18 protein-coding genes and 1 pseudogene are annotated in these 22,313 nt (G+C 59.3%); 14 read left to right on the plus strand and 5 right to left on the minus strand.

The features are described 5' to 3' along the window. The first annotated feature begins 51 nt into the window (after positions 1–51). The 6 genes and pseudogenes from ACT54B_RS09830 to ACT54B_RS09855 form a co-directional block, all read left to right on the plus strand. On the plus strand, positions 52–3,189 hold the full coding sequence (locus ACT54B_RS09830; protein ID WP_476044575.1) for a multidrug efflux RND transporter permease subunit: 3,138 nt from the start codon (positions 52–54) through the stop codon (positions 3,187–3,189). Continuing rightward, the gene (locus ACT54B_RS09835) at positions 3,186–4,985 is read left to right on the plus strand and encodes an ABC transporter ATP-binding protein (protein WP_476044576.1); all 1,800 of its coding nucleotides are present in this window, start codon (positions 3,186–3,188) and stop codon (positions 4,983–4,985) included. Before ACT54B_RS09830 ends, ACT54B_RS09835 begins: the two co-directional genes overlap by 4 nt. Before the next feature lie 5 nt (positions 4,986–4,990). Beyond that, the gene (locus ACT54B_RS09840; protein WP_476044577.1) at positions 4,991–5,686 is read left to right on the plus strand and encodes a response regulator; all 696 of its coding nucleotides are present in this window, start codon (positions 4,991–4,993) and stop codon (positions 5,684–5,686) included. After that, on the plus strand, positions 5,670–6,734 hold the full coding sequence (locus tag ACT54B_RS09845) for an ATP-binding protein (RefSeq protein ID WP_476044578.1): 1,065 nt from the start codon (positions 5,670–5,672) through the stop codon (positions 6,732–6,734). Before ACT54B_RS09840 ends, ACT54B_RS09845 begins: the two co-directional genes overlap by 17 nt. A 417-nt stretch (positions 6,735–7,151) precedes the next feature. Continuing rightward, positions 7,152–7,784 carry a tyrosine-type recombinase/integrase gene (locus ACT54B_RS09850; RefSeq protein WP_476044579.1) on the plus strand — a complete coding sequence of 211 codons (633 nt, stop codon included), beginning with the start codon at positions 7,152–7,154 and terminating at the stop codon, positions 7,782–7,784. 182 nt (positions 7,785–7,966) lie between these two features. Further along, positions 7,967–8,125: pseudogene (locus ACT54B_RS09855) on the plus strand (transposase); the annotation flags it as partial. 19 nt (positions 8,126–8,144) lie between these two features. On the opposite strand, the gene ACT54B_RS09860 reads toward ACT54B_RS09855, so the two are convergent. From ACT54B_RS09860 to ACT54B_RS09875, 4 genes are read right to left on the minus strand one after another with little or no spacing between them, the layout of a single operon-like run. Continuing rightward, a complete protein-coding gene (locus ACT54B_RS09860; protein ID WP_476044834.1) occupies positions 8,145–9,437 on the minus strand; it encodes a hypothetical protein in 1,293 nt (430 codons plus the stop codon). A gap of 26 nt (positions 9,438–9,463) precedes the next feature. After that, a complete protein-coding gene (locus tag ACT54B_RS09865) occupies positions 9,464–10,435 on the minus strand; it encodes an nSTAND3 domain-containing NTPase (protein WP_476044580.1) in 972 nt (323 codons plus the stop codon). Beyond that, complete coding sequence (locus ACT54B_RS09870) at positions 10,347–11,033, minus strand: hypothetical protein (RefSeq protein ID WP_476044581.1); 687 nt, start codon at positions 11,031–11,033, stop codon at positions 10,347–10,349. Before ACT54B_RS09870 ends, ACT54B_RS09865 begins: the two co-directional genes overlap by 89 nt. Continuing rightward, positions 11,015–13,309 carry an AAA family ATPase gene (locus tag ACT54B_RS09875; protein ID WP_476044582.1) on the minus strand — a complete coding sequence of 765 codons (2,295 nt, stop codon included), beginning with the start codon at positions 13,307–13,309 and terminating at the stop codon, positions 11,015–11,017. The genes ACT54B_RS09870 and ACT54B_RS09875 overlap by 19 nt, the downstream gene beginning before the upstream one ends. A 504-nt stretch (positions 13,310–13,813) precedes the next feature. Here ACT54B_RS09875 and ACT54B_RS09880 point away from each other — a divergent pair. From ACT54B_RS09880 to ACT54B_RS09910, 7 genes are all read left to right on the plus strand, one after another. Continuing rightward, positions 13,814–15,139, plus strand: coding sequence for a site-specific DNA-methyltransferase (locus ACT54B_RS09880; RefSeq protein WP_476044583.1), 1,326 nt, complete (start codon positions 13,814–13,816; stop codon positions 15,137–15,139). Beyond that, positions 15,139–16,029 carry a hypothetical protein gene (locus ACT54B_RS09885; protein ID WP_476044584.1) on the plus strand — a complete coding sequence of 297 codons (891 nt, stop codon included), beginning with the start codon at positions 15,139–15,141 and terminating at the stop codon, positions 16,027–16,029. The genes ACT54B_RS09880 and ACT54B_RS09885 overlap by 1 nt, the downstream gene beginning before the upstream one ends. Before the next feature lie 159 nt (positions 16,030–16,188). Then, positions 16,189–16,503 carry a DUF3489 domain-containing protein gene (locus ACT54B_RS09890; protein ID WP_476044585.1) on the plus strand — a complete coding sequence of 105 codons (315 nt, stop codon included), beginning with the start codon at positions 16,189–16,191 and terminating at the stop codon, positions 16,501–16,503. Continuing rightward, positions 16,500–16,967 carry a DUF2924 domain-containing protein gene (locus ACT54B_RS09895; RefSeq protein ID WP_476044586.1) on the plus strand — a complete coding sequence of 156 codons (468 nt, stop codon included), beginning with the start codon at positions 16,500–16,502 and terminating at the stop codon, positions 16,965–16,967. Before ACT54B_RS09890 ends, ACT54B_RS09895 begins: the two co-directional genes overlap by 4 nt. Then, a complete protein-coding gene (locus ACT54B_RS09900) occupies positions 16,964–18,604 on the plus strand; it encodes a recombinase family protein (RefSeq protein ID WP_476044587.1) in 1,641 nt (546 codons plus the stop codon). The genes ACT54B_RS09895 and ACT54B_RS09900 overlap by 4 nt, the downstream gene beginning before the upstream one ends. Positions 18,605–19,183: 579 nt before the next feature. After that, entirely contained in the window at positions 19,184–19,933 is a 750-nt protein-coding gene (locus ACT54B_RS09905; RefSeq protein WP_476044588.1) for a DUF7146 domain-containing protein, read from the plus strand. Then, positions 19,926–21,443 carry a DNA primase family protein gene (locus ACT54B_RS09910; protein ID WP_476044589.1) on the plus strand — a complete coding sequence of 506 codons (1,518 nt, stop codon included), beginning with the start codon at positions 19,926–19,928 and terminating at the stop codon, positions 21,441–21,443. Before ACT54B_RS09905 ends, ACT54B_RS09910 begins: the two co-directional genes overlap by 8 nt. Before the next feature lie 308 nt (positions 21,444–21,751). On the opposite strand, the gene ACT54B_RS09915 is transcribed toward ACT54B_RS09910, so the two are convergent. Then, positions 21,752–21,991, minus strand: a complete 240-nt coding sequence (locus ACT54B_RS09915) for a helix-turn-helix domain-containing protein (RefSeq protein ID WP_476044590.1) — start codon at positions 21,989–21,991, stop codon at positions 21,752–21,754. Positions 21,992–22,083: 92 nt separating this feature from the next. Here ACT54B_RS09915 and ACT54B_RS09920 point away from each other — a divergent pair, with 92 nt between their 5' ends. Continuing rightward, the gene (locus tag ACT54B_RS09920; RefSeq protein ID WP_476044591.1) at positions 22,084–22,308 is read left to right on the plus strand and encodes a hypothetical protein; all 225 of its coding nucleotides are present in this window, start codon (positions 22,084–22,086) and stop codon (positions 22,306–22,308) included. Positions 22,309–22,313: the final 5 nt, after the last annotated feature.

Here is a 22,313-nt window from a genome sequence, read left to right on the forward strand (position 1 = left end):
TGCCTGACCCGCGGCACGGTCCGCGGCCTCATTCGTGCAGGAGTTTTCATCGTGCCGCAGTTCTTCATCGATCGCCCGGTCTTCGCTTGGGTCGTCGCTCTCTTCATCTCTCTCTTCGGTCTCATCGCGATCCCGAAGCTGCCGGTCGCGCGCTTTCCCTCGATCGCGCCGACTAGCGTCAGCGTCACCGCGAGCTATCCCGGCGCCTCGGCGGACACGGTCAACACCAGCATCGTGGTGCCGCTGGAACGCGAGCTGACAGGTGTCAAGAACCTCCTCTACTTCACGTCAAGTGCCGACAGCAGCGGTTCTGCGAACGTCAACCTGACGTTCGCGCCGGGAACCGATCCGGAGCTCGCGACTGTGGATGTCCAGAACCGGTTGAAGGCGGTGGAAGGACGGCTGCCGGCCATCGTTCGCCAGAATGGCCTGGCCGTAGAATCGGCCTCTGCCGGCTTCCTTGCCATCGTCACCCTGGCCTCCGAGGGAAACCGCTTCTCCGCACTCGACCTTGAGGACTATCTCGCCAAGCGCATCGTTCCCGAACTCAAGCGCATCAAGGGCGTCGGCCGCGTGCAGTCTTTCGGGACGGAAAAAGCCATGCGCATCTGGATCGATCCGCTGAAGCTCGAAATGCTGAACCTCGGCATTTCCGACGTGACCGCCGCGATCCAGAGCCAGAGCCTGCAGATAGCACCGGGCCAGATCGGCAGCGAGCCCTCGGTCTCGGGCCAGCAGATCACCGTGCCGCTCGCTGTCAATGCGCAGCTTTCGACGCCGCAGGAATTCGAGGAGATCGTCCTCAAGGCGGAAGCCAATGGTTCGACCGTTCTCCTGAAGGATGCCGCGCGCGTCGAGATCGGAGCCCAGACCAATTCCTTCAGCATGCAGCTGAACGGCAGGGAGGCGACGGGTGCGGCACTCCAGCTTTCGCCCGGCGGCAACGCGGTCGCCACGGCAAATGCGGTGAAGGCCCGGCTCGCCGAACTCAAGCTCTCCATGCCCGAGGGCATGACCTACGCCCTACCCTTCGATACGTCTCCCTTCGTCAAGGTGTCGATCGAGAAGGTCGTGCACACCCTGATCGAGGCCATGGCGCTCGTCTTTGCCGTGATGTTCCTCTTCCTGCAGAACATCCGCTACACGCTGATCCCTTCGATCGTCGCCCCGGTCGCGCTGCTCGGTACCTTCGCGGTGATGTATGTGACCGGCTACACCATCAACGTGCTCACCATGTTCGGCATGGTGCTTGCCATCGGCATCATCGTCGACGATGCGATCGTCGTGGTCGAGAACGTGGAGCGCATCATGGCAACCGAGGGGCTCGACCCCAAGGCCGCTACCCGTAAGGCGATGCGCGAGATCACCGGCGCCGTCATCGGCATCACCGCCGTTCTCGTTGCGGTCTTCATTCCCATGGCTTTCGCCAGCGGTTCAGCCGGCGCCATCTACCGGCAGTTCACGCTCGCTATGGCGGTCTCCATTCTGTTTTCGGCTTTCCTCGCCCTGTCGCTCACGCCGGCGCTCTGCGCGACGATCCTGAGACCCGTATCGCATGATGCGCCGAAGTGGAGGATTTTCCAGCTGTTCGACAAGGGTGTGGAAGCCCTGACGGAAGCCTATGGCCGCCGCGTCTCCGTTATTCTCGGCCGGAGCGGGCGCACGCTGTTGGTTTACGGCTGCCTCGTTGCCATACTTCTCGCCTGGTTCCCGCAGCTGCCGTCCTCCTTCCTGCCGGACGAGGATCAGGGAAACTACATGGTCTCCGTCACGCTTCCGGCCGACGCCACGCAGGCACGCACGGCTCGCGTCACCGACCGCTTCAACCGCTATGTGACGGCGCGGCCCGCAACCGACGACAATCTGCTGATCAACGGCTTCAGCTTCATGGGGCAAGGCTCCAATGCGGCCATGGCCTTCGTGACGATGAAGGACTGGGCGGATCGTCCCGGATTGACGGTCACGAACGAGGTCGCGGCAGCGAGTGCGGCCATGAGCGATCTGCCGGAGGGTGAGGTGCTCGTCATGGCTCCTCCCGCGATCGAGGAGCTCGGCGGCTCCTCCGGCTTCACCTTCGTGCTGCAGGACCGGGCGGGACTGGGGCTCGATGCGCTCATAGCTGCGCAGGACAAGCTGGTGGCTGCTGCGGAGAAGGACCAGAAGCTTAAGAACGTTCGCCAGAGTGCGCTGCCCAGTGGCCCGAGCGTTCGTCTGACCGTCGACCGCCGCAAGGCGCAGGCGCTTGGCGTCCCCTTCACCGCAACCGCCGATACGCTCTCGACCGCAATCGGGTCGACTTATATCGGCGATTTCCCGAATGGCGGCAGCCTGCAGCAGATCATCGTACAGGCCGATGCGCCCTACCGCATGCAGGTGGATGACGTGCTGAAGCTCTTCGTCCGCAACAACCAGGGCGGCATGGTGACGCTCAGCGAAGTCGTCTCTCCAGACTGGACGACGGCGCCGAGCCTCGTTTCGCGCCATAATGGCTACCTCGCCGTCAATCTCACCGGCGAGCCCGGAACCGGCGTATCGAGCGGGCAGGCCATGCTGGAGATCGAACAGCTGGTCAAGCAGTTGCCTGAGGGGTTCGGCATCGAATGGACGGGCGAATCCCTGCAGGAGCGGGATTCCGGCGCGCAGATGCCGATGCTGCTCGCAATTTCCATGCTGTTCGTCTTCCTCGTGCTGGCGGCCCTCTACGAAAGCTGGACCGTGCCGTTCTCCGTCATGGCGGCAGTGCCTCTCGGCATTCTCGGCGCCGTCGCGGCCATCTCGATCGGCGGGCAGACCAACGACATCTTCTTCAAGGTGGGCCTGATCACCGTCATCGGCCTGACCGCCAAGAACGCGATCCTGATCGTTGAATTCGCCAAGGCGAAGCTCGAGGAAGGCGCGCCGCTGAAGGACGCCATCATCGAGGCCGCCCGCCTGCGCATCCGGCCGATCGTCATGACCTCGATCGCCTTCGCGCTCGGTGTGCTGCCGCTGGTGTTTGCGCGAGGCGCAAGTGCCGAGACGCAGAAGGCGCTCGGCACCGGTGTCCTCGGCGGCGTCATTGCAGCGACAGTGCTCACCCTCTTCTTCGTGCCGGTGTTCTATCAGACGGTGGTCCGCCTGTTTGCCCGGAAACGCGCGTCCGGCGGAGCAACCGGTAACGTGACAGTCAGTGCCGGAGATATCCGATGAACGGTTTCGATCCCGATATGGACAATTACGAAGACGTGGCCGCACGGCATGTTCCCTGGCGACGCGTTCTCGCGCTCTTCAAGCCCCATGTGCTGGCCGTCACGACGATCGCGGCCTTGATTGCTCTGTCCGCAGGCATCGGCGCCGTCATGCCGTTCCTGGTGCGGAACGTCGTCGACGTGGCGCTCCCGCAGAAGGATTTCTCCCTGCTGGTCATGCTGACCGGCGCCATGATGGGCGTTGCGATCCTGGCCGCTGCCGGCAATGTCCTGCAGGCCTATGTCTCGACACGGGTCGGGCAATCGATCATGCACGAATTGCGGGTTTCGCTCTATCAGCACCTGCAGACCCTGTCGCTGAGCTTCTATGCGAAGTCCCGTGCCGGGGAGGTGCAGGCACGCATGTCCAGCGACATTGCAGGCCTGCAGGGTGTGCTGACCAACACCGCCACCGATCTTGCCCGCAATGTGAGCGTGCTGATCACGACCGTCTTGGCGATGTTCCTGCTCGAGTGGCGGCTTGCCCTGGCGTCCATGCTGTTCATGCCGATCCTGATCTGGCTGAACGGCCGTGTTGCGTCCCTTCGGGAGAGAATCACCTTCCGCCAGCAAGGCAAGGTGGCCGACATGACGTCGCAGGTGGCGGAGACCCTCTCGGTCGGCGGGTTTCTGCTCGGCCGCACGATGGGCCGGGCAAAACATCTGGTGCACGAATTCCGGCGGCTATCCTCTGACGTTGCCCATCTGGAGGTCAAGTCCCACACGGCGGGACAGTGGGAACTGGCCATCGTCTTCTTTGCGCTCGATATCCTGCCCGCGCTGACCTTCATGCTGGGCGGCTTCCTGCTGGCGCGGGATATCGGCGTCTCGATCGGCACGCTGGTCGCCCTCATCGCCCTGCAGGAACAGTTGCTATGGCCGACCATGGAGCTGTTCGAGTCCCGGATCGAGCTTGCCCGGTCGCGGGCGGTGCTTGCGCGCGTGTTCGGTTATTTCGACCTGGTGCCGGAAATCACCGAACGGGACATTCCCATGACCCTGAACCCCAATACCTTCAGAGGCGATGTCGAGTTCGAGAATGTGTCCTTCGTCTATGATCCCTTGCTCGCGCCGGCCGTCAGCAATATCAGCTTCAAGATTCCCGCCGGCAGCCATGTCGCTCTCGTTGGCCCCAGTGGATCCGGCAAAAGCACCATCGGCTACCTGATGGCGCGTCTTTACGATCCGACGGCTGGCCGGGTTCTTCTCGATGGTATCGATCTGCGCTCCATAAGCTTCGCCTCGCTGTCGGAGGTCATGGGGATCGTGACTCAGGACCCCTTCCTGCTGAACGGGACCATCGAGGAAAACCTGCGTTTTGCAAAACCTTCGGCGACGGAGGCGGAGCTGCTCTACGCGCTGGAACTTGCGCAACTGGGGGACATGCTCGCGAGGCTTTCGGACGGACTCCGGACCGCAGTGGGCGAGCGGGGCTATCAGCTGTCCGGCGGAGAGCGCCAGAGGTTGTCCCTCGCACGCGTGATCCTGCGTGATCCACGCATTCTCCTGCTCGACGAGGCGACGAGCGCGCTGGACGTGCTCACCGAGCAGGCCATGGCGACCGTACTCTACTCAGGGAGACGCAGGACCGTCTTGTCCATTGCCCACAGGCTCTCGACCGTGCGTAATGCGGATCAGATCATCGTCCTGAAGCAGGGACATATTGTTGAAAAAGGCGCGCATGCGCAGCTGCTTGCGTCCGGCGGGCGCTACGCTGATATGGTGGCGGCACATCAGGATCCGGGAGGTTCGAGTTAACTCCAATGACATCTGATCTCGTTTTGATCATCGAGGACGATCCGGAGATCGTCCGCATTCTCCAGGCCTATTTCGAGCGCGACGACTTCCGGACGATTGCCGCAACCGACCCGGTGGTCGGACTCGGCCATCACCAGCGCCTGAAGCCCGATCTGGTGGTGCTGGACGTCAAGATGCCGAAGATGGACGGCTACGAGGTGCTGGCGGCGATCCGCCGGCTCAGTGAGACGCCCGTGATCATGCTGACCGCCCTTGCGGAGGATCTGGACAAACTGCAGGCGCTGCGCATGGGCGCTGACGATTATGTGGTCAAGCCCTTCAATCCGCTGGAGGTGGTGGCCCGTGCCAGGGCGATCCTGAGGCGGGCGAAGGGAACGGCGCGGAGCAACGTGCTCCGCGTCGGACCGGTGCGCCTCGACACCGAAGCCTATACGGTGACCGTCGAGACAGGAGGCGCGGAGCAGATGCTGGCCGTCACCCCGACCGAGTTCCGGCTGCTGGCCACGATGATGCGATCGCCGAACCGGGTTCACGACCGGGGAGAGCTGGTCGACGCCTGCCTGCCCGAAGGAGAAGCGTTGAACAGGACGGCCGACAGCCATATGAGCAATCTGCGCCGCAAGCTTGCGGCTGCTGGATTGCCGGATTTCGTGATCTCGGTGAGAGGGGTGGGGTATCGGCTCGATGTTCAGGTCCGGTAAGACAGGCACTGTTCCGCAGTTCGTGCTGGCGTCCGTGGCACTGGCCGTTGCCGTCGCGATGCTCGCCTATTTCGGCTTTCCCTTCTACTACGACACGGCCCTGAAATTCTTCCCCGGCGTGCCGGAAACGGATGCGATCTGGACCTGGGTCGACTGGGGATACCTCGCTTTGGTGCTCGCGATCGGCATGCCGCTCGCCGCCTGGGGCGGATGGTGGCTCTCCCAGCGCGTGGTCGTTCCGCTGCTGGAAGTCGCCCGCGCCATCAGGGAGATTGCTGCAGGCGACCTGACGGCAAGAGCTGATCCTCATCTCACCGGCTTTGGGGAAGCGGCGCGTCTTGTCGAAGACTTCAACGCCATGGCGGCCCGCCTGGAAAAGTCGGAGGCGGAGCTTCGCTACTCAAACTCCGCCGTGGCGCATGAACTGCGCACCCCTCTGACGATCCTCAAAGGAAGGCTCCAGGGCATATCGGACGGCGTCTTCCCCATGACGCCGGAACTGGTGGATCTCCTGCTTCTTCAAGTGGACGGGCTCGTCAGGATCGTCGAGGATCTCCGCACGCTCAGCCTGTTCAATGCCGGCAATCTCGATGTCCGGCTGGAGCGCTGCGACCTCTCCCAGGTCGCGCGGCAATCGGCAGACCTGTCTTCGGAATCGCTGCGAAAGAGCCGCATCGACCTTTCCCTCGATCTTTTGCCCGCTCCCGTCAACGCAGACCCGGCCCGACTCCGACAGTTGGTGCTCGCCCTGATCGACAACACCTGCCGCTATGCCCCCGGCGCACCGTTGGTGCTTTCCACAGGAACATCGGAAGAGGAATGTTTCCTCCAGTGCAGGGATCAGGGGCCTGGCCTTGCAGCCCATGACATCGGCAAAGTGTTCGACCCGTTCTGGCGCGCCGACGCCTCAAGAGGCCGTTCCGAAGGCGGCAGCGGCTTGGGCCTTTCCATAGTCAAGGCAATTGCCGCCGCGCATGATGGAAGGGTCGAGGCGAGCAATCCTATAGGCGGAGGTGCTTGCTTCACTCTCTATCTGCCTTTTCGCTGACGCGCCGCTGCCGTGTCAGCCAGTCGCTACCTGACGAGGTAAGAGCTCGGGCTCCGGAGCATTTGGGTAGTGCCTGGCGCGCTCTCCAATCGAAAATCGATCACGAGCTTTGAAAAGATGGCGGTGAACAGTCCCATGAATAGGCAGTAGATGATGAAATTTCGCAGAAGCATGTGAACATCCTTTCGGACACCATGCTTGGGACGCGAAATCAGAGGGATTGGCAAGATTTGGCGCAAAAAGTGTGGAGGGGACCGGAGCGGCATGCCGGGTAGTCGTACTGTGCCGAATATCAGAGAGCAGTAAACTGGTGGCTTTTCCAGACTTACTCATAGATACAACGGCAGTTCAATCTGTGACCAGTTCTGGACACGCGACGTTTACTTTGCGGCCAATGGTGGCCGAAGGAGAACGCAAATGGGTATCGCACAATATGACCCCGCCTCGCTCGGGCGCCCTGCCTGGAATGCCGGGCGAACAGTCGGTGTAAAGAAGCCCCTCAAGCAAAAGCACATCTGGCAGATCCGTTTCTTTCTTGACCAGGGAGGACGGCTTCGAGATAGGGCGCTGTTCGATCTTGCAATCGACAGCAAGCTACGAGGGTGTGACCTCGTCAAAATGAAGATCGGGACTCTTGTTACAGGGCAAGACATTCGCTCCCGTGCAACGGTTGTTCAGCAGAAGACCGGAATAGCAGTGCAGTTTGAGATTACGAGCGACGTCAGGTCAAGCCTGCTCTCATGGCTCCGCTGCAGAGGCGGAACTGTCGAGGACGATGCGTTCCCGAGCCGCAGTCAACAAGCGGGGCACCTGAGCACTCGACAATATGCGCGCTTGGTCGACGAATGGGTGACAGCGATTGGGCTTAGGTGCGAGGACTATGGCACACATTCACTTCGCCGCACCAAGGCGGCAATGATCTACAAGGCGACGGGGAACCTTCGCGCAATTCAGATTTTACTAGGTCACACGAAGATCGAAAACACCGTCAGATATCTCGGCGTGGATATCGAGGATGCTCTTGAGCTTGCTGAGCGTACCATAATTTGAATTCAGGCGGCCCTGTAGCAGCAGGGCCGCTCCTTCCGTGAGCAGCTTTGCGCCCTTATTCCTGACAGTCGAGCGGCACGGGCAATTTCGTGAAAGCCGACATTACTTATTCAACTGTCCCCATTTCGATCGGTCAATCGGCATAGCCAGGAAGGTTCAAGTACGGGCTCGTGGAGAGGCTCATGCTCAACGAGTATCGACATGTTGAATTGCTGCCGGGTGATGTTCGCCGCAGGCGATGGACCAAGCAGAAGCTGACGGATTATTGAGCAGAGTTTCGAACCAGGCGAGACGGTGTCTTCGACCCGCTCGCCGCCTTGGCGTTGCGCCCAATGTGCACTTCAGAGGGATGAGCTGCCGTCAGCCCATTTGCAAGAGGGGTGCAAAGAGACTATTCAGCGCTGCATCGTCGAAATTGTCCGACTCCCTGGGATTTGAACGAGTCGAAGGTGAGCTAGCAACCGACGTTGATTCCCTAATTTCGTCGATCCGGTCCTTCACCTTCGACAGGGCGCGATCTAAAGCATCGCGGGGGATGCTAGCTCGTGAAGCAAACTTCTCCAACGTCTTAGCGTGATCCTCTAAAGCTGATTCTGAATCGATGTCGGAAATGGAAGCCTCGACCTCGTAGACTTCACGGCGAATGGCTGCATGCGCAGCTTCTTGAATCCGTTTGCTCGCAGCTGGATAGGCTTCCTCTACCGCGCCCAGCATGTCCTCTAACTCGTCATATGCCATGCCGTGTTCAAGCAGCTCGACAACGTCATCTTCAAGAAGGTTTGCTAGGTCATCAGCAAAGGGGACGTTCGGAAAGTAGTCCTCGTTGCGTAGTTTGCCGGCCAGGTCGATAAGATCGGCGCCGTCCCGCCACCCACTGTAGCCCGACCAGCCTTTGGGTGCAGGCGGATGCTGTGCAAGTTTCATCACCAGTTCGGAGAGGTGGTGGTCGCCCGTTTCAGTCCACCAAGCGAGCAAGAGCTGAAGTCGGCGGACATTGCCCAGGTCGGCGGGCGAAAAAGAGTGCCTGCTCGTTTCCTTCCATGTGGGCAGATTTAAGAATCGCGTCGAGATCTCGCGGAACGATGCCGCCACATGACGCCGCTGCTCGAGAGGGAGGGACACGGAACCAACAGATTTCCAGACTTCATCGGCCCAATTCGCGGTTTGCGCTGCGGCCGCACAGTCGGCGAGAAGTGCGGCGTCTTTCACGTAGCCGCTCATGTAATCGCGAAACGAGGGGTTCACGTACGACACCCGAGTTCCACGGAGAGCGATAAACCCGCCTTCTAGGATGCGGACGCTTTCCTCGAAATCCTTCGGATCGCGAGGTGTGCCATACTTGACGCTCAGATCGCGGTGAAGCGCTTCGTACTGCGTGCGAAGTTCACCGAGTTCCACGCCGTACTGGGAACAAAAGTACATGGTGAGCAGCAGATGCCGGCACTTCTCCGGAATGTGCTTCCGATATGCCGTATCCCAAAGCTGGCTCGGATTATCTAGCGCGGTGATGAAGGATGCCGGATAGGCCTCGGGGGTCTGGCCGTGCAGGCGGTCCGAGTCGGTCATCCATTCGATGACACGGGGATTGTAGTTCCGGTGATCAACGATGGATTTAATGGCACCCGATTTGATCAGCGCGCGAACCAGCGGCATCGGTGTGCCGGCGACGAGCAGGTGATTTAGAGTATCCTGGCGCGAATGCGGCGAGTGTAGACGCCTACATCGAGAAGGTAGCGGCTGATGTCCAGCCGTTGATCCGCAAGGTACTCGGAAGCTCGGCGCGCCTCCTCGAAAATATAGGCGCGAGTAGTGAGGACAAACCGCGCGTTGGGCGAGGTGCGAACACGCCGCATGAACCTCGCCAAGTCGGAATCTTTTGCGGCGAGAGCTTGTTCGTCGAGCGCGATCTTCCCGAGGAAATCGTCGAACAAGAACACTTGTTTCTTTGCATCATCGATGGTGCCGAAGCCATCTTCCAATGCTCGGATCGCGACAAGCTCCCACCCTTCTGCTAGGTAGGTGTAAACCAGCATTTCAGCGAGGGTGGTTTTGCCAACGCCAGGAGGCCCCGAAATGATGAGGACGTGCTGGCTTTCCAGAATGGTTTGCGCGGCCGGGAAGCTCGGGTTGTGCGCATAGACCCGAACCTTCCCCTCGATATCGGATTTGGAGATTTCGGTGAAGGTATGAGCCGCCCACCAAAGGACGCGCTCAAGTACGGCAGTTCCGGACAGCCATAGCTTGATGTGACACTTTTCGATATCAGGAAATTTGCGAAGCAGCGCATTGAGCTCGCCCGCACCATAGATATCGCCCTGGGTACGCAGAGCAGACCCGATCTCGGCGGTGAGTACTTCCTTGTTCGCCGGCGTCAGACCGCGCGACGTGGCCAAGATATAGCGGTCGGGATCAAGCTTATCGATGGATGCTCGTTCGCCTTTCATCGTCGATTTGAGTTTGGCGAATGGCGATCCGACCAGGTGTTTGACCTGCAGGATCGTGCTCTTGGTTGACAGTGCATGTCGGCCGTCGATCCCACCATCAGGTCCTGGCGTGAATGCCTCAAACTGGATGCCGATTTCGCGGCCGATCAAGTCGCGGCAAAGGTCTTCGAAGTCGGCTGGTGACAGCGTGGTGAAGCCATACGCCATAAGCGACCTCACCAAAGCTTTGTCCGCCGAGCTGAGTGACCAACTTCGGCGGGGCAGCACTCGTCGCGTGGAACAGGATCACGGAGAAAGTGTCGGTGATTGCGAAGGAAGTTAAGGGGACGAACCCTTCGATGGTTCTCACCACCGGCGATCCCAGATACATCGACTTCCCGCTGTCATAGATAGCGAGGCGCTGGAAGGATTCGAACACCCCCTTGTCGAGTTTGTTACAGCCCTTGCCGGTCACCCCTTTGTCGCCTTTCCCGTTGGTAGAGGTACGGTCCCATTCGAGACGGACGTACCTGCGCGCGATGCTCGCATAGATCTCGAAAATGTCGTTAGGTCGGCGCTGGTAGAACCAGGCATTGATGGCCGGGAGATCGCGCTCGCCTACCACCCGCCAGCAAAGATCGGCAACCCCATGGTGGCGGACGATGGCCGCCAAAAGATCGTCGCTGATGCTAGAGTAGTCGAGCATTTCGAACCGGTGGTACCAGTGATCCAGATCCGGTTGGATCGGTTCCGTCTTGGTCTGGCTTGACATTCGAGCGAGCAGCGCAGCGGCCAAGTAGTCACAGTTTATGATATCGGCTTGCATTGCTTGCGGATCGCTTTGGTATGATCGGCGTCAGAAGCGGCCATCAGTTCGAGCAGGGCAGCATTCGCATCCCTCGTCTCCTCTATTGTCATCGAGGAATGCGAGATAAGATCGTCGAGACTGTCAGAGTGTGACTCCACTTGGATGAGGCGGTCCAGCGCCTTGATGCGGATGTCGTCGATGTTAGGGCATTTCTTCGCCAGCGATTCAAGCTTCTGTTGCAGTGGGTGGCTTCCTGGAACTTTGAAGGCGAGAAAGATGTCCAGAACCCGCCGCATCACGTTGGGCATCATAAACCAATACTCCGAGTAACCAGATCCGGTCGATTCAAACTGAAGCATTTTGTGGCACAGGAAGTGGTATTCGGAGTCGTAGGCGGAAAGCTGAGGCGGCAGCTCGATAATACGGGTACTCCTGGCTTCCGAGCCATCAGGCATTGAAACATCGAGGTATAGCAGCGTGGCTGTCGGAGGTTCGGACTTGGTCTGGTTGCGCCAAGCCTTCTTGAATTCGTTCATGCAGTGCTGATTGTGGGTCAAGATGAAAAGCTGTGCGGCCAGGGTCAGACGCGAGCGGATGAGGGAGCAGGCATAATTCATAGCCTTGGTGTCAAGGCTTGAGATGGGATCATCGATGACGAGGATCAGGTCTTTGAGCGACCGCCCATCGGCTTCTAGCGATGAGATGAAGTAGCAGAGAGCTATGGCAGTCTTCTCGCCCTCACTGGGCGCACCTTTGACGATCTTGTTTCGACGGCGCAACTCATACCCCTCATCGGCCGCAAATATCGTCAGCTCACCGTGGCCCAGGTAGGCGCGTACGAGCTTCGTGATTTGGTCAGCGGCGGGACCATGGGTTCGCACCTTGGCACTGAGTTCAGCAATTTCGCCTTCGAGCTTGTTGACCTCTCCTGAAATAGAGCTGACTCGTTCGTTCGCTCCCGCCAGCGATTGCGTGAGTGCGGAATATTTGTCGTGCCCCTCGGCTAAATAGTGCTTTCGAATGGCCTCACGGGCGTCATCCTGACGTTTAGAAAAATTCGCAGAAGTGTCGTTATGCCCGCCGATGACGGCATTACTCACAGCGATTGCTTCTCTAAGGGCTTCGCACCGCGCCGCGATTTCGTCGGGGCAGGGTAGCGTATGCGCCATGGCAGTGGTTGGCTGCTCCAGGCGGGCGCCGAATATTCGGGACGCTTCCTCGAGGAGAGGAATGAGGTTGTGCAGGGCATCTTCTGTGTCCTGGCGAGCCACAGTGTACCGCTCCTTAAGCTGCAGTTCGAGTTCGGCGGTCTTGGGCCAAGCCCCCGCAGTGGACCTGATCCCGCTCAGAAGTACCGAAGCTTTCGCGTCAGCGTCTTTCAGATCGGTAATAAGCATCGAGAGCCGGTCGTCCAATGCCTGAGCGAGTTTTTGCTTCCGGACATCGTTTATCGAGTTTCCGCAAAGCAGACAGGTCTCAAGGCCGTTTGCGCTGTGATAGTCATGGCCGGTTTTCAACCAAGGGACCATCAAGGGGTGGTTTTCCATTTCGTCCAGCACCACCGTCCCTATACTCAGTTCAGCGACGTGCCTTGCTCCTTCCATCGTTTTACGGATGGCATCGACGTCGATCGCAATGGATTTCAGCGCGGGCGGTGGCGCCGAGAGGCGGGCTATATCGACGAGGAGATCTAAGGCTTCTTTCTCCAACTGTGAACCCTTGTTGTAGGACAGCTTTTCGTAGTCCTTCTCCAACTGTCCGGCCTCGTACCTACGGTTGCCGAGATGCAGGGAAGCAGCAACCAGCTTAGCCCGTTCTGTTCGGTAGCTCTTCAACGCCCTTTCGCGCTCGGCCGCGATCTTTTTTTCGGTGTCCCGTGACCGCACTTTTTCCGCAAGTGTCTTCTGCGTTTCACGGAGTTTGGCCGCAAGCTCAGACTGCTCTTCGCTGATATAGAATATTGACGATGCGCGGCCCTCCTGCCACCTCAAATTCCGTGCGATGAAGTCCTCATTGAAGACGAAGATGCGGCTCTTGAAACCTCCGAGCGCGTTTGGTGCCTTGTAAGTTGCACCATCATCGAGCGCTATCTCAAAGCTGCAGTTTGGCGGCAGATCTTCGTGATGTTTGCCCGCCTCAAGACAGGCAAATACCCTAGACAAAGTGCTTTTGCCGGATCCATTGAAACCGTAAACAAGATTATATCGGCGGAATGGTGGGATGTTTTCCCGTGCAGCCTTGTCGGCCAGAATGCCGACGCCGCTCAGCGTCTTTATCGTTGCAATTGTAGCCATAGCCCCCAGCACATTCTAAGCCAATAACTGCTCCTCGCGTTTGAGAATACCAAAGTGCTTCGCAGTTGAAATCCCCCCTTGCTGCACACTCACATTAGCCATGTTGTCTGGTTACGCCCAGGAGCTTCAAGTCGGAGCGGCAAGGGCGACCAATTTCGAGCGATCATTGAAGCGTGCCAAAGGCTACAAACGAGATCGAGAGTCGAATGGCCGCTTGGTCGATCTCCCGGCCACGACCGGACAGTCCGCTTCCGGCGCATAACCTTCCGCAGCCACTTTCCGCTCGCGACACATCACCCCCGCTTCTTCCATCGAACACTCACCTCGGTGTCATCCGTGCGAGTCGCCCTAAATCAGCACCCTTATTTTTAACATATCAGAATATAATAAATAAAGAAACATTTTGTTTACCATTCCGCTGGATCTTCCCCAGTGACGGCGCGGGTATGCCTCGCTGTCCTTTTCATGACGAAACAGTAACCAGCTCATCCAGGGAGATATCGGATGCGCATGTCAGACGAACAGTCTTGTCCCATCGACAGACTCAAACCTTATGGCAATAATGCCCGCACCCATTCCAAGAAGCAGATTGCGCAGATCGCCGAGAGCATCCGGCGGTTCGGGTTTTGCAATCCAGTGCTGGTTTCCGATGACAACATGATTGTGGCGGGCCACGGTCGGGTGGAGGCGGCGCGGTTGATTGGGATGGTGGAGGTGCCGGTCAGGCGGCTGTCGCATCTCAGCCGCGACGAGATCCGCGCCTATATCCTGGCCGACAATCGCCTTGCGGAGAACGCCGGCTGGGATCGGGAGATCCTGGCGATCGAGATGCAGGGGCTGGCCGAGCTCGACTTCGACCTCGAACTTCTCGGCTTCACCATGACAGAGATCGATCTTGCGATCGACGGGATAGGTGATAAGCCCGAAGGCCCCGATCCGGTGCACGACAAGGTGGAGCCGGTGCGGGAAGGACCGCCGGTGACACGGCACGGCGATCTCTGGACGCTCGGGAACCACAGGCTGCTCTGCAGCGATGCGAGGTCGAAGGAAGCGGTGGCCCGGCTTTGCTGCGGCCGGCAGGCAGCACTGCTCTTTACCGATCCACCCTACAACGTGCCGATTGCCGGCCATGTCAGCGGCCTTGGCAAGGTGCAGCACCGCGAGTTCATTCTGGCCTCGGGTGAGATGGATGAGGCGAGTTTCGCCGCCTTCCTGAAGGATGCGCTGGGTGCGGCGGCGTCATGCCTGAAGGATGGGGCCATCGCCTATGTCTGCATGGACTGGCGGCATATGGGCGAACTTCTCGCTGCGGGGCTTGCGGTCTTCGATGCGTTCAAGAACCTCTGCGTCTGGAACAAGACCAATGGCGGCATGGGCACCTTCTATCGCTCGAAGCACGAACTGGTCTTCGTGTTCAAGAAGGGGACGGCCCCGCATGTGAACAATTTCGGGCTTGGGGATGGCGGGCGCTACCGCACCAATGTCTGGGATTATCCCGGGATCAGCTCGCTTGGCGCCTCCCGCGAGGAAGAGATTGCCATGCATCCGACGGTGAAGCCGGTGGCGCTGGTGGCGGATGCGCTGCGCGATTGCTCGAAGCGGGGAGATCTGGTGCTGGATACGTTCGGCGGCTCCGGTTCCACGTTGATCGCCGCGGATTTGACCGGGCGCAAGGCGCGGCTGATCGAGCTCGATCCCGTCTATTGCGACACGATCATCCGCCGCTTCGAGCGGGTGACAGGGGAAGAGGGCGTGCTTGCGGAAACGGGCCAGCGCTTTGCCGCCCTTGCAGAGGCCCGCAAAGCCGAACGGCAAGGGGAGGCGGCGTGATGGCAAGGTCGAAAGACGGGCACCGTACGCCGGGCAAGCCGCCGGAACCGCTGCCGCCGGCGATGGAGATGACTCCGCTGCATTCGGCCCTGCTCGAGGATCTCTCGACCAAGGTCCGGGTCAAGCTGGATGGCGCCGAGCAATGGGTGAGCAAGGAGGCGCTCGCCATGAAGAAGCTGACCAGCATGGCGCTTGGTGGCAACAGCCATGCAATGTCGCGGCTGTTGCGGGAGGCGAACCGGGCGCACGTTATCCGGCAGGGCCAGATCGCCAGACGCGCCGAGATCGGCAAGCGATGGAAGGCAGCCCAGCAGGCTGAACTCGATGCGTTGAAGGCGAGCGGCCAGGATACGCGGCTGGTGTTGCCGCATCCTGATGATATCGATCTTCTCTCCGATAACGGATACAGGGTCACCGGGCCCCTCGATATCGAAGGCCTGAAGATTGTCGAGAATGCGTGCGCCATGCGGGATGCAGCATTGGTTCAAGCCGCACTCGAAGACCGTCTTGGCCCCGAACCCGGTGATCTCGAAGGCGTCAGGAACGAGCGGGGCACATCGGCCTACTGCGTGATGATGTTCTACAATTCGAACCTGCCAGTGCGGTTCCGGCTCGCCGATACCATGCTCCACCAGCGCCTCATGCACTTTGAGGGCATGAGCAAGCGGGTTCTGCTGAAGCGGAGCCATCAAGCATGGAAGGCGGCCGGGCGGCGGGTGCCACGTGGCTTCCGCTTTCCGACGGCGGATCGCTTCATCCCGTTCTTCGAGCGATTGCAGAAACTGACGATAGAGGAGTTGAAGCGCGAAAGGGACGGCCTTCCATCGAGCCTGGACGAACTCGCCGAGGAGATGCGGGACATCTTCGCGGTGCTTCGCCCGGCGCGCTGAAAAGGGGAGCATATGTGCATTTGACTTCCAGCCTGTAGCAAGCATTGCTGGCGTCAGGCGGCGGGTGAGCGAGCCCTTGCTGCGGAAGCCTGCGGATTGCGGGCTTTGGCTGGTGCAAGGCCCGGTTGGCGGGCCTTCCTTGACAAAGGGAGATGCACCATGGATGTCAAATCACTCGAATCCTCTGAATCCACGGCAAAACCGGAACGGCGCAAGCGCGCAAAGACCGCCTCACCGAAGCCGGTGGCCAAAAAGCAGCAGCTTCTGGACCTCATTGCCCGGCCGGGCGGAGTGAGGATCGGCACACTCACGGAAAAGCTCGGCTGGCAGAAGCACACGGTGCGGGCAGCGCTGTCCGGTCTGCGCAAGGAAGGCCATGTGGTGCTCGCCTCGAAGGTGCCGAAGACCGGCGAGACGCTTTACCGGCTGATGAATGCAGGTTCTGTCGAAACGCCCGCCGGAGACGGGGCATGAAGGCGCGGCGCAGCAACGGGCAATTCGTCCGCGATCCCGTGAAAGACTTGCCGGACCGGGAGACCTGCGTGATCTGGTGGAGGGCGGAGACGGGGTCTTCGCCACCGCTTTACGCCTCTGTCGAGTTCCTGCGCAAGGTGATGGCGCATGAGGCGCAGGTGAAGGCGTCCGGCGGCCATTCAACGGCGGTCAGAAACGCGCTTAAAGCTGCCTTGAAAGTGGAAGCAAAGGCCGCTCCATCCCGTTCGGGACCCTCGGCAAAGCCGGCTCGCCCGACTGCTGCGACGCTCAAACCCGGGGATATTCTGGTGCGCGAATGGGAGGGCCGCACCTACCGCGTCGCGGTCTCCGCTGACGGCTTCGAGATGGAGGGTCGGGTCTTTGCCTTGCTCTCGGCGGTGGCCAACCACATAACCGGCTCCACCTGGTCTGGCCCGCGCTTCTTCGGGTTGGCGCCACGATGAAGACGGTTCGCTGCGCGATCTATACCCGCAAGTCGTCGGAGGAGGGATTGGCACAGGCGTTCAACTCGCTGGATGCCCAGCGCGAGGCCTGCGCATCCTTCATCGCCAGCCAGAAGCATGAGGGCTGGGTGCTGGTGCCCGACCACTATGATGACGGCGGCATCTCCGGCGGCACGCTGGACCGGCCGGGGCTGCAGCGGATGATGCAGCATCTGGACGAGGGACGGATCGACCAGATCGTCGTCTACAAGATCGATCGGCTCACCCGCTCGCTTGCCGACTTCGCCAAGCTGGTGGAGCGGCTGGAACGGGCAGGCGCCTCCTTCGTCTCCGTCACGCAATCCTTCAACACCGCAACCAGCATGGGGCGCCTCACGCTGAATGTGCTCTTGTCCTTTGCCCAGTTCGAACGGGAGGTGACGGCCGAGCGCATCCGCGACAAGCTTGCAGCCTCGAAGCGGAAGGGCCTGTGGATGGGCGGCGCGGTGCCGCTCGGCTATGCCAAGGACGAGCGGTCGCTGAAGATCGTTGCTGCGGAGGCAGAGACGGTGAAGAGACTCTATGCGCTCTACCTGGAGGAGGGGTCATTGCTGGCGGTCAAGGCACGGGCATGGGCGCTTGGGCTTTCGAGCCGGGAGCGGGCGGGAAAGACCGCCTTGCTCGGTTCCACCCATATCCACTATATCCTCACCAACCCTACCTATGCCGGAATGATCCGCCATCGCGGCAAGACCTTTGCCGGTCATCACCCCCCAATCATCGACCCTGAACTGTTCAATCAGGTGCAGGAGAAGCTGAAGGCGGCAGGGGCGTTTGAACGGGGGCCGAGGGGTAGGCCGCCCCGTCTGGCTCCGCTGGCCGGCAAGCTGTTCGACGAGACGGGCGACCGCTTTACACCGACGCACAGCACAGCAAAGGGCAGGCGGATCACCTATTACATCTCGTCGCGGCTGTTGAAGGCGGGCAAGCTCGAACGCTCGGCCCCAGATCGCGGCTGGCGCCTGCCGGCGCGGAAGTTGGAAGAGGTGCTGGCCGGCGCGATCGCGGCGCATTTGACCGGCTCAATGCCTGGCCTTCTCATCTCCAATGCAACTGCGCCGGAGATCGCGATGGCCAGCGAACGGCTGCAGCCATTCCGGTCGCCGCTCGGCGGGGAAGGTATCACGGCGATGCTGTGCCTCTTGCACCGGGCCGATCTCTCATCCGGCGAGGCCCGGCTTCGGCTGGACTGCAAAAGGCTGGCTACGCTGCTTGCCCTTCCGGAGGATCGCATCGCGGGCGATTGCCTTACCCTCACCACCCCCTTCCACGCCCGCAAGCGCGGGCAGGAAACGCAGCTGGTGATCGGCACCGATCCGCCGGGCAGACAGGACCCGATCCTCATCCGCAACATCGCGCGGGCGCAGGCCATCTACACCGAGCTGAAGCGCGGCAGAAGCTTTGCCGGGATCGCCCGCGCCGAGCAGCTCTCGGTGCGCCGTATCATGCAGATCCTCGATCTCGCCTTCCTGTCACCGGGAATCGTCCGGCAGATCCTTGCGGGGAAACAGCCGCTGGCGCTGACCACCAAATGGTTCCTCACCCATTCCCTGCCATCCGACTGGCGGGCACAGCAGCGCATCGTGGATGACCTTTGAGGCTCAGCTGAACACCCGGCACCATCAGGACTGATCCCCGTCTCGCAAACTGTCATACCGGAAAAGCCCCGCCAAGACGTCCGGCGGCCTTCGGCGGCATTGCGGCGGCCAATCCGGTCTTGCAGGCGGAAACAGCCGGCCAAGTGCCTGAAAACACGGCACGAATTTACCAAGACTGTGAATTTTGTGAATGCAGGCAGAAGATTGGCTGGGGAACCTGGATTCGAACCAAGATTAACGGAGTCAGAGTCCTTAGCCTATCGTTGAAAATAAGTCGCTTTTTCCCCGAAAAGAGGAAAAAGCACCCATGAGAAATCAATTAGTTACATTAATTCTTCCGACCGGATTTCCACCCCCTGAAACGGAAAAAGCCGCCCCGGCTGGACCCCGGAACGGCTTTGCAATTGAATATCATTGCAGCGATATCGAAAACATAGATAGCACGGATGCACGCCCGGATGCAAGAATCGGCGGTGTCGTATGAGCATCCATGCTATTGCGCGCACCCTGGGCGGTGACGTCTCGGGCCGGAACAGTGTGCTTTGCCCTGGTCCAGGTCATTCACTTGCGGATCGCTCATTGCACGTCACGTTTTCCGGTGGCGGCTTTACCGTGCATTCTCATGCGGGCGACGACTGGAAAGCCTGCAAAGATTACGTTCAGAAGCTATTGCATGGCGTCAATGTTGCCTTGAGTGATGCACCTGAGGAAGACGACGCAAAGCGTACTGACAAGGCGCTTGCGATCTGGAATTCCGCTTTGCCGATCCGCGGAACGCCGGCGGAAACCTATCTAGCCGCGCGCCATCTTTCGTATTCCGGCGAAGCGCTGAGATGGCACCCGTTTTGCCCGTTTGGCCGGGGTGTCTTCATTGGTTGCATGGTTGCGCTTGTCTGCAACGTGTTGACCGGAGCGCCGCAGGCCATACATCGCACCGCTATCGGATGGGACGGGCGAAAACTCTCTCAACACGGCTCAAATGGAAGAATGGCGCTCGGGCCGCTCAAAAATGGTGCGGTGAAGCTCATGCAGCCGATCGCCGGCAAGCTCGGGATAGGCGAGGGGATCGAAACCGCCCTTTCTCTTCACGTTATGGGCGGAATCCCGGTTTGGTCGCTCCTTAGTGCGCCCGGCATTCGTTCGTTCCCGGCCATGCCAGAGATAAAGACCCTTTACATAGCCGCAGATAACGACCGATCGGGAACCGGCATCGACGCCGCCCGGGCTGCAGCGCAACGGCGTTCGCCGCCCTTGGAAACATTCATTGCGTCACCGAAGAACGTGGGCACGGATTTGAACGACATGCTTATGGGTGGCCACCATGCTTAGCATTCCCGGCCTAAATGTTGAGAAGTTCGAATCCGACGCCACGTTTGAAACAGTGCTGCATGACGCACGTTGCGTTGCGTATGATGACACTGCGGGCATAACCCGAATATGCGCCGCGACGGCCACACTTTCACCGATTGAGAAAGAGCAGGTGTTGCAGGAACTGCGGCGCAACACCGGCCTTCCTATCAAGACCCTTCGCCAGCAAGTCGAAACCGGTGAAAGCCGTAACGAGCCGGATCAACTGGAACTCGCCCACAAGACAATTGCCGCAGTGGGGGCGGGGAACATCCTTCACGTCAACCAGTTCACCTGGAAATTTCTATCGTCTGGCGTCTGGCAACGTTGTGATGACCGTGAAGTTAAGCAGGATGTTCAAGCGACGCTTGTCCGTGAAGGGGTGGCCGTTACCTCCATGCGGGTGAACGGTGTCGCTGAAGTCTTGAAGAATGAGATTTTCAAGCCCCGGCACGAATTCAATCTCGGAAATCCGGAATCGGTCAACTGCACCAATTGTGAGCTTGAGCTTATAAACGGGCAGTGGTTTCCGCATGTTCATCGACGGGATTTGTACCGGACCACGCAAATTCCTGTCCGCTTCGACCCGGGCGCTTCCGCACCTATTTTCCTTCAGTTCCTCGACGACATTTTCCGCGACGATCCGGACAAGGATGCAAAGAAAGCCGTCGTGTTGGAAATGATGGGTTATTCCCTCATGAGTCATTCGAACCGGGAAAAGTTTGTGCTGCTTATCGGGGCAGGTGCAAACGGGAAATCCGTCCTGCTTTCCACGCTTGCGGCGCTGTTGGGCTCAATCAACGTGGTAGGCGTGCAGCCGAGCAATTTCGACAGTAACTTCCAGATGGGCCACTTAGACCTAAAGTTAGCTAACATCGTTACGGAACTTAAGCAGGGCGAGACGATCGCGGACTCCAAGCTGAAGGCCATCACCAGCGGGGAACTCATGACCGTTGAACACAAGAATAAGGACCCGTTCGATATTCGGCCCTTCGCTACATGTTGGTTCGGCACAAATCACATGCCACATACGCGCGATTATTCCGATGCGTTCTTTCGGCGTGCAATAGTTGTGACGTTTAACAGGGTGTTCAAGCCGCATGAGCAAGACCCTGATTTGAAGCGGAAGATTGCGGACGAACTCCCTGGCATCTTGAATCTCGCCCTCATTGCCTACGCCAACGTAGTTGCGCGGAATGGCTTCAGCATTCCTCAATCCTCCATCGATGCACAACGTAAATGGCAGACGGAAGCGAACCAGGTGGCGCAGTTCGTCGAAGAAAGATGCAATGTGCGACCCGATGCTAGGTCAACGATTGAAGGCTTGTATATGGCCTATCAGGATTGGGCGCGCGGCTCGGGCATTCGACAGGTGTTGGGCAAGCTGCACTTTGGCGACCGTCTAGAACAGTTGGGGTATGCGCGCGTGAAGGGAACAGGTGGAACCCGTCTAATATCTGGATTGTCCACCGTGCCACACTATTCACCGTGAGTGGCGAGAGTGGCGACCCTTAAACAGTGGCGAGAGTGGCGAGTTTTTGAATACCTAATGCGTTAGAAAACAACACCGTGAACAAACGTTCCATTTTGTTGTGTGTACGCAATAGGAAGGATGTTCCGAAATCCCGCCACTCTCGCCACTCATGGCGATACGCGTTGAACATTAGCGCTCAATAAAATCGCTCATAGCTGACACGCTGCGGACCGGCCCCCCAGTTAATTTTTCGCTGATGCACCGTCGGGACAGATTCAGTGGAATGAATGTTCCGTCAATGAAACGTACATTCCGAAATTATGCATTCACGGTGATTTTCGGAGCCGAACGCCTGGCCCCTGGCCTTCCGTTTCGTCGATGAATTCGACGCCGCCTAACTCTAGAGCCACACGCAAGGAATTGAGATTGCTAGCGGTCGGCGTGCGTTTTCCCGCTTCGAAATTCGCGATTGTTGCCTTTGAGACCAGAGACCACTTCGTCAGAGTATCCTGCGACCATCCGAGAAGCGCCCGCGCAGCGCGGCATTGTGCGGCAGACATTGACATAAATTACATCACCTTACACTTTTATGTTGACGGGATCAATTTTATAAAATTATATCATTAGTGTTAAGAGACTTCAACAATGACAGAGGGTCATGATGACCGATACCAGCTATATGCCGATCGAAAATGCTTTTCAGCGCTTCCTTGCGGATGGGCGCGCTCGAACGGCTGATGAAATAGAAGAGATGCGCAGCGTGTTCTTTTCGGGTGCATCGGCTGTAATGGGCACGCTGAGAAAGAGCGAACTCTCTTCTGAGACGGTTTTCGAAGAGCTAGTGGACTTTTGCACGCGGCGGCGCTGCGGCAGTCCGATTTAATCAAC

The sequence above is a fragment of the Gellertiella sp. DMC107 genome, assembly GCF_056313605.1.